This window comes from Nodosilinea sp. LEGE 07088 (assembly GCF_015207395.1).
GTDB lineage: Bacteria > Cyanobacteriota > Cyanobacteriia > Phormidesmidales > Phormidesmidaceae > Nodosilinea.
Window position 1 is genome coordinate 1 of record NZ_JADEWX010000379.1, and the last position, 1,290, is coordinate 1,290.

The window sequence follows — 1,290 nt, forward strand, 5'->3', positions numbered from 1 at the left end:
TGGTTTGGTAGGATGCAGGAAACATATTGGTTTAGGGGAGCTGCACTGAGGCTCCCTATTTTTTGTCCCCTTTATTGTCTCAAAGCCCTGTACCGCATGACGTTGAGTACCCTTGTCACCCGTTAAGGTCGGTCTTAATTAGACGGATTTTGTCGGCTGGCCTAAATGGGGATTGCTGGATGCAGTTATGCATCAAAAATTAGATATCCTCTGTAGGGGGGGCACTCGCCCTTACCCAAGTTCATCTATTCCCCTCATTGGCCAGAAATTTGCCATCGGACTGTGAAGGTTTGCCCTAGGGTACTGATTGGCCCTAGCATAGAGACTGGGACCAGGTCACAACCCTGACATCCTGGGCTGGCTAGGGTGAGGGCAACGCCGGGTTTCAAGTTAGACGAGGTTTAGCTAAGCGTGGCGTTTTGGGTAAGTCTACTTTGACCACGTTTTTGTTTGATTTCGACGGTACCTTGGCAGACAGTTTGTCGACCATTGTAGAGATTACCAATCGGTTGGCCCCAGAGTTTGGCTATCGCCCAACGCCCCTGGATGAGGTGGAGGCCTTAAAGGGGCTCAGCACTCGTCAGCTGATCCGGTATTCTGGTATTCCCCTGCTGAAAATTCCGGCTCTGATCCGTCGCCTGCGAGCAGAATTGAAATCCCACTGCACCCCGATCGCCCCCTGCGGAGGAATGCCCGCCGTTATTCGCCAATTGCACGCCCAGAACCACGCGCTGGCGGTGATTACCTCAAACACCCCTGAGGTGGTGCAAGCCTTCTTGAGTGCCCATGCCCTAGATCATTGTTTTTTCAGCGTCGATGGCGGTGGCACCCTGTTTGGCAAGGGAAGACTAATCGCTAAATGTCTGGAGCTGCACCAGCTCGTTCCCAATGAAACCGTCTATGTGGGCGATGAGGTGCGCGATATTCAGGCGGCGCGGTTTGCGGGTATTCGGCCTATTTCGGTCACCTGGGGCTTTAACAGTCGGGAGGCGCTGGCGGCAGCCCAACCCGATTGGCTGGTAGATGAGCCCGATGCCCTGCCTGCGATCGCCGATAGGCTATCCTGCCAATAGATCGGGCGCTTTGGTTCTTGACCCATGCCCCCCGCGCCTTCTGCAAGTCAACCTCCAGATTGGGGAGACGATACAGATGCAGCATTATTTGGTAGTGCATTAGTGTACGGGGCAGAGGAAAATCAGACTATGCCATCGAGATGACAAGGGAGTCGAACCCATGACGATTGAGATGATTTGTCCGACCTGTGGGTCTCATGATATTTCCAAGAACGGC

1 protein-coding gene is annotated in these 1,290 nt (G+C 53.6%); it reads left to right on the plus strand.

The features are described 5' to 3' along the window. Window positions 1-434: 434 nt before the first annotated feature. Window positions 435-1,073, plus strand: coding sequence for an HAD hydrolase-like protein (locus IQ254_RS31135; RefSeq protein WP_193970002.1), 639 nt, complete (start codon window positions 435-437; stop codon window positions 1,071-1,073). The last annotated feature ends 217 nt before the right edge of the window (window positions 1,074-1,290 follow it).